General features: G+C 56.4%; 5 protein-coding genes. All 5 read left to right on the top strand.

What is annotated here, in order from left to right; translation table 11 throughout:
- The first annotated feature begins 176 nt into the window (after positions 1-176).
- The 5 genes from HY308_08235 to HY308_08255 all read left to right on the top strand — a co-directional run bounded on the left by HY308_08235 (position 177) and on the right by HY308_08255 (position 6,307).
- A complete protein-coding gene (locus tag HY308_08235) occupies positions 177-1,403 on the top strand; it encodes a DUF2235 domain-containing protein (protein ID MBI3898271.1) in 1,227 nt (408 codons plus the stop codon).
- Positions 1,404-1,609: 206 nt separating this feature from the next.
- Positions 1,610-2,026: a CBS domain-containing protein gene (locus tag HY308_08240; GenBank protein ID MBI3898272.1), complete on the top strand. Its 417-nt coding sequence runs from the start codon at positions 1,610-1,612 to the stop codon at positions 2,024-2,026.
- A 21-nt stretch (positions 2,027-2,047) separates the two neighbouring features.
- A complete protein-coding gene (locus tag HY308_08245; protein ID MBI3898273.1) occupies positions 2,048-3,295 on the top strand; it encodes an MFS transporter in 1,248 nt (415 codons plus the stop codon).
- A gap of 206 nt (positions 3,296-3,501) precedes the next feature.
- Complete coding sequence (locus HY308_08250; GenBank protein ID MBI3898274.1) at positions 3,502-3,891, top strand: hypothetical protein; 390 nt, start codon at positions 3,502-3,504, stop codon at positions 3,889-3,891.
- A 610-nt stretch (positions 3,892-4,501) separates the two neighbouring features.
- Positions 4,502-6,307 (top strand): right-handed parallel beta-helix repeat-containing protein, encoded by a 1,806-nt coding sequence (locus HY308_08255; protein MBI3898275.1) that lies wholly within the window; start codon positions 4,502-4,504, stop codon positions 6,305-6,307.
- Positions 6,308-6,445 lie beyond the last annotated feature (138 nt).

Genomic DNA, 6,445 nt, shown 5'->3' on the forward strand with positions numbered 1-6,445 from the left:
TCAAAATAATAGTAGTTCATGCAAAAGCGATCGGGATTTCGCGCCGCCGGGTCGCGGATCGCTACCAGCAACGCGTCAAGTTGTTGACGCAATAGCACAATGTTCGCGTGTTCCAACGCGAGTTTCGGTATGCTGAGCGGCGCGCCTATACCCCCTGAAACGCTGGAGCAACGCCGATGACAAAACGAATTGTCGTGTGCCTCGACGGCACCTGGAACAGCGAAGAAAAACACGACAGTGGCGCAAAAACCAACGTCGCCCGGCTATACGGTGCGCTGCAAAATTCACCTGATCAAATCGCTCAGTATTTCCCGGGGGTGGGCACGGCGGTCGGGGAGAAAGTGAGTGGCGGCGTATTCGGTTGGCGACTGTTCGATCAGATTAAGGAACCTTACCGCTACATCGTCAAACACTTTGCGCCGGGCGATCATATATATATCTTCGGATTCTCACGCGGCGCTTATTCCGCCCGCAGCCTTGCCGGCATGATCACGCGCTGCGGTGTACTGCGTAATGATGTCGCCGACGTCGACATCTCCCTGCCGAATTTGCTGCTAGAGCTACTGGCGACCCATCAAGACATCCATCTACAGCTCGACGCTACCGACAAAACCTTCGCCATGTACAAATACGCCTACGAGCCGAATCACCGGCCCGAGGCCGAGGCATTCAAGAAAAAATACTGCCAAGACACGAACGTGCGTTTGGTCGGGGTTTGGGATACGGTCGGCGCGCTCGGAATACCGAATGCATTACTACTGCCGCAACTGCAGGCGGCAAACCGAGTAATCCAAGACAAATCGTTCGGTTTTCTCGACACCCAGTTAAGTGCGCGCGTCGATGCGGCTTATCACGCGGTCGCACTCGACGAACGTCGTGATCCATTTTTACCGACGCTTTGGACTGAAGCGCCGGGCACCGTCAACCGCATCAATGTCATCGACTCGAAAGTGGAACAGGTGTGGTTTGTCGGGGCGCACTCGAACGTCGGCGGCGGCTATGTCGACACCGGTCTGTCCGACATCGTACTAAAGTGGATGATCGAACGGGCGCAGCTGAATGGCCTACAATTCGCCGCCAACGCGATAGCAAGCTTGCGACCCAACCCCATTGGCAAACGCTACGATTCGCTCGGCGATTTTCTCGATGTCGGCGACAAAAAGAACCGTGTGGTTGCATTGGGCGATGCGTTGTTCGACAAAATAAAGGATCACCTCATCGGCACCGATCGCTCGATTCCGCCCGGCTCGTGTTTACATGAAAGCGTTAATCGACGACTCGCCGCCGCTACCGTCGGCGAACCGCAAGCCACCGCCGCCTACCACCCGCCCAGCACTCTCAAGCTGCAAAGCAGCGGCGATCTTCGTAGCGTTGACCTACATACCTACCGCATCGTGACGTGACGCACGATCCTCGATGTCGCCCGCCTCGGTTTGCTAGTACCCCGCTACTAGCCCAACAAGAACGCGGAAATCGAACCGCCTATAGCGTTGAGCAATCTGGGTAGAGCAGCCGTTCGATCCTTCCGGCGACGATAAGGAGTACCGCTACCGATTGCCGCCTGTTATCTTAAAAATCCGCACTCGACCGCCAAACCGAAGGAGATCGCATGGCCGACATCTCTCTGAAAGTCGAACGCAAGGTAGCAATCGTCGACGAGAACCAGACCGTTCTCGAAGCCGCGGCAGTGATGGTCGAACGGTACATCGGCTCGATCGTCATCGGCGACCATTCCGCCGTCCGTGGTATTTTTACCGAACGCGATTTAATGCGCCTCGTCGCCCACCAGAAAAACCCAGCGCAAACTAAATTGAAAGACGTTATGCGCACCGACCTCGTGCGTGCCAACCCGACCGACAGCGTCGAGCAATGCCTGAACCTCATGCGCACGCATCGCTGTCGACATTTACTGATTTACGAAAGCGGTAAATTTATCGGCATCGTTTCGCTGCGCGATCTGGCGTCGCAGATGTTGGAAGAAAAGGAAAGTCTGATTCGCGAGCTGACGAAATATATCGCCGGCTGAACAGAACGCCGCATTCGAACAATGAGAAATAAATGGGGAGGAATCGGCGACGCGTTCGCCGATCGGAACTTTCGCGTTTATACGGTCGGCTCGGTTACGTCGTGGATTAGCTTTTACGTGCAATGGGTCGCGATCTCCTGGGTAACTTGGGAGCTGACCCATTCGACGACGTGGCTCGCGATCATGGCGCTGCTCGATATCGCGCCGAATTTGTTTTTCGTTCCGCTCGGCGGTGCACTCGCCGATCGCTACGATCGTTTTCGCATCGTCGCGGTAACGCACGTGATCGCGTTGCTGCAAGCACTCGCCCTCGCCGTCCTCGCTTACCTAGACGCGCTAACGATCTGGCCGCTGGCGGTGCTCGTGTTCCTGCACGGATTGATTCACAGTTTCAGCGTTCCGGCGCTCTACGGCATGTTGCCGCGTTATGTCGAACGCAAGCGGCTTTCGTCCGCCATCGCCGTCAACTCGGCCTACACGCAAGCGGCCATCTTCGCCGGACCGGCACTCGCCGGCTGGCTCATCGCCCGTCACGGCGCGGCGTTGGCGTTCGCCGTCAACGCGCTCGGCTACGCCGTCTACCTCGGTTCCATCGCGTTATTGAAAACACCGGCCGACTACCAACCGCAGACGAAAACCGACCGATCGATTGTCGGCGATCTGGTCGATGGCATGCGTTACATCGGCGGGCATAGCGGCATTGCGACGCTGTTAGCGCTGATCTTGTTGGGCGACGCCATGTCGGCATCGGTCTATTACATGCTGCCCGCCTATGCCGAGAAAACCCTCGGCCTCGCCGTCGGCGGTATGTCAACGTTACTGACGGTCGCCGGCTTGGGCGCAACTCTGGCCGCGTTATGGCTGGCGCACGGCGGCGCGGCGCGCGCCACTTCGTCATCCGTGCTTTGGGCGTTTTTCATTTTCATGCTGTCGATCGCCGGGCTGGCGCTAGTCGATAGCCTGGTGCCGGCAATCGTCGCCATGATCGTCTTCGGCATAGCCGGCGAAATCCGCCGCACCGGCACGTTGTCGCTAATACAGATGTCGATTCCGGACGACCGACGCGGTCGAGTGTTGGGGACTCACTTCATGCTGTCGCGTATCGCCGGCGGCATCGGCACTTACCTGATCGGCGCTAGTGCCGATCGTCATGGATTGTCACTGCCGCTGCTGACGGCAGTGACGGTATGTTTAATCGCCTGGGCACTCACCTTCAGTAAACGCGAACGTATCGCCACTGCCTTTACCGCCGACAGTCAAACGCTATGATTCGATGCGCTCATTCCCTCCCCCGCTGTTGCGGGGTGGTGGCGAAACATTCACCAAACCGAAAGATATTTGTAGTTAAGGTGGCAGATTTATTTTTGGCTAAGCATGGCGCCAGATAATAAAGCTGCCACTAAGACTTGTCCGGATTCGCGGTTATTACTGGCATTAGGCAGCACACACGTCGCATCATCCTCAAAGGGCGTCATATGAATTGGTACTTCGTAGTTGCAGCTGCACTCGCTTTTCTTGTCGGGCTTGTGCATTCAGTGCTTGGCGAGAAGCTCATCTTTCACCGGCTGAAGGAGGGCGGCTTCGTGCCAACCAACGGAGGCAATGTGCTCGACGAAAAACACGTTCGCATACTTTGGGCCAGTTGGCATGTCCTGACCGTTTTCGGTTGGTGCATCGCCTCCGTTCTGCTGCGGTTGTCGCTTCCTTCGGCAAGCGCAAGCTCGGCATGGTTCGTTGGGCAAGCGTTTGTTGTCGCTATGCTTGCTGGTTCAGCGTTGGTGTTCATCGGCACAAGAGCAAAACATCCCGGCTGGGCAGGCCTCCTCGGAGTTGCAGTTTTCGTGTGGCTCGGTCGTGTTGGCTAGCCAAAATGCAACACGTGTCGCCTAACGCTTCGTTGCAGCGGACCGTCGTTAGCAATTTCATGGAAACTCAAATGCACGCGGCTATCCTCACACGCGTTGGCGGCGTGCTGCTGGTGGTCGGCTTGATCGACATTGCAGTCATGATTTACTGTATAGCCAATCGCATTTCGCTGGTTCGCCGTCTTCATGATCGAGCCTTCGTCACACTTCTTCTAAATCGCCGGAGCGTTTCCTGTTATGCGTGAGTCGCACAATATTTGATGTTCGTGCCTTGTGCCGGTTAAAACGGCGACATGAACTTTCCTCGTCGTAGCGGTCGGTTTTTTCCTTCTCGTAGTCCCGCTCATCCAGATACGCTAACCAACTATCTGGTTTCCCCTATTCCAACCGCCTATCAATCCCTACTGTGATCTCATATTGTCGAGCAAGCTTAGAACAAAAATTCAATAAATAAGAAATTGGGGGGAATATGTCTAAACGAATTCATACGGTAGTTGCGGCACTTATTATCGTACTGTCGCTGAGCGGATGCGGCGGCGGAGCGGCATCTGATAATACGTCGTCTGATTCGTCCCCCACGACGCCACCTTCCGAAACCACGAACTACCTCTTGACGGTAACAGTCGTTGGCTCCGGCGGCACCGTTTCTTCCAGTAGCAGCGGCATCAACTGCCCGAGTGATTGCGCTGAATCCTACCCGGCTGGAACCCAGATAACTCTCACGACCGCGCCCAACGCCAATGACACCATCATCTGGAGCGGTTGCGCCGCTAATGGCAACGCGTGCACGGTGACCATGAGCACGGCGCGCAATGTGACCGCCACATTCACCGCATCGGTGCCACCAACGGCCGGCGGTCCGCGCCTCTTTTATACTGACATCGTCACGGGACCGAACACGGGCGGTGAGGACAACCACGGCGCCTACCTCACACTCTTTGGCGCCGGTTTCGGCGACCCGCAGTCTTCCGGCGTACCACAGCCCGGCTCGCAGGTGACGATAAATAACGTCCCCGTGGCGGCCTACAAACAATGGTCAAACACTAAAATTACCGTGCAGCCGGGCACCGGTGTCACCTCCGGTGCAATCCGTGTGACCGTGGACGGAAAACCGTCAAACGTCGATCAAACGTTTACCGTTGTTAACAACGATGATGCCGGTGCTGCCAGCAAAATCTGGTTCGTGGCTCTTTCTGGAAACGATGCGACATGCGTTCCGAACGATATAACCCGCCCGTGCCGCCTGATTACCGAAACCATCAACCGTACCAACTTCACTGCCGGCGATCATCTGGTGATCCGTGGCGGCACGTGGTCTGACGTGTATGCGCAGTACAGTTCCTTCTTCTCGATCGCCCACAAGGGCGGGACCAGCACCGCGCCCATCGCGATAATGGGCTATCCCGGCGAATCCGTACGGTTCGTGCGAACCACACAGACGCGCGGCGTTCATACCTATGACTCGCCGGGTTACTTCACCATCGCCAACCTGTCGGTCGATCTTCAGAACGGCAGCGGTGGCATGATGCTGGGAGTCGGCACGATCGGCGTGCGGTTGGTGAACAACGAAATCACCGGCCTGTGGGAAAACTCCGGCGGCTCGGCCATGATCGACGGCAGCGGCAAAAATTTCCGCATCCTCGGCAATCATATTCACGACGGTGGCGGCAGCAAGCTCTATCACGGCGTCTACATCGACGCGCGCGATACCACCGACAACGGGCCGCATGACATCGAGATTGCCTACAACCACATCCATCACATCAAGGGTGGGCGCGGGGTGCAAATTTACGGCGACACTGGCACGCACATCAACGACGTCAAGATTCACCACAATCGGATCCATCACATCGCACTCAATGGCATCGTGCTGGCACGCGACGCCGGAACCGGCATGCAAGTCTTCAACAACATCATCTACCACACTGCCGATCCCGCCATGCGCGGTGCCACCGGCGATGAAGGCACCAGCGGCGGTTGCATCCGTTTCGTGAGCGACTATGTCGTCGCCCAGGTATACAACAACACCCTGGTCGACTGCGCGGTCGACAACGACCAATATTCCGCCGCGATTCTGTTCCAACAAGCGGGTCAGGTGGTGCTTCGGAATAATCTCGTCGTCGGAAAATATTTTGATTTTGATTCCGCGTGGACCGGGTCCCTGATCTCGTCCAACAATCTTTGGTACGACGGCATCAATACGCCACCACCTTGGGATACGGATCCCCAGACCGGCGACCCGCGATTCGCCAACGCGGCAACCCCCACGCCCGACTTTCATTTGCTAACCGGTAGCCCGGCCATCGATCATGGTTCATCGGCCGTAAACGCTACTGTCACCACTGATTTTGATGGCATCGCCCGTCCCCGAGGCCAAAGTAACCTTTTCGACATCGGCGCGTATGAGTATAAGTAGGGCGTGTCCTCATTCTGCGTTAGCGCTCTGTTTTAGCTGATTTCTGGTCGATTTATGAGACCCTTTGCTTGAGATGGAGGGATTTTGTAAATGGTCAGAAAAGTATTGGACGATGGATTGTGGGATCAACTTCAAGTC

This window comes from Gammaproteobacteria bacterium (assembly GCA_016199745.1).
GTDB lineage: Bacteria > Pseudomonadota > Gammaproteobacteria > Acidiferrobacterales > Sulfurifustaceae > JACQFZ01.

What these genes read in the sequence shown, in the direction of transcription:
- HY308_08235 (MBI3898271.1), top strand. Translation starts at nt 177, where the DNA reads ATGACAAAACGAATTGTCGTGTGCCTCGACGGCACCTGGAACAGCGAA.
- HY308_08240 (MBI3898272.1), top strand. Translation starts at nt 1,610, where the DNA reads ATGGCCGACATCTCTCTGAAAGTCGAACGCAAGGTAGCAATCGTCGAC.
- HY308_08245 (MBI3898273.1), top strand. Translation starts at nt 2,048, where the DNA reads ATGAGAAATAAATGGGGAGGAATCGGCGACGCGTTCGCCGATCGGAAC.
- HY308_08250 (MBI3898274.1), top strand. Translation starts at nt 3,502, where the DNA reads ATGAATTGGTACTTCGTAGTTGCAGCTGCACTCGCTTTTCTTGTCGGG.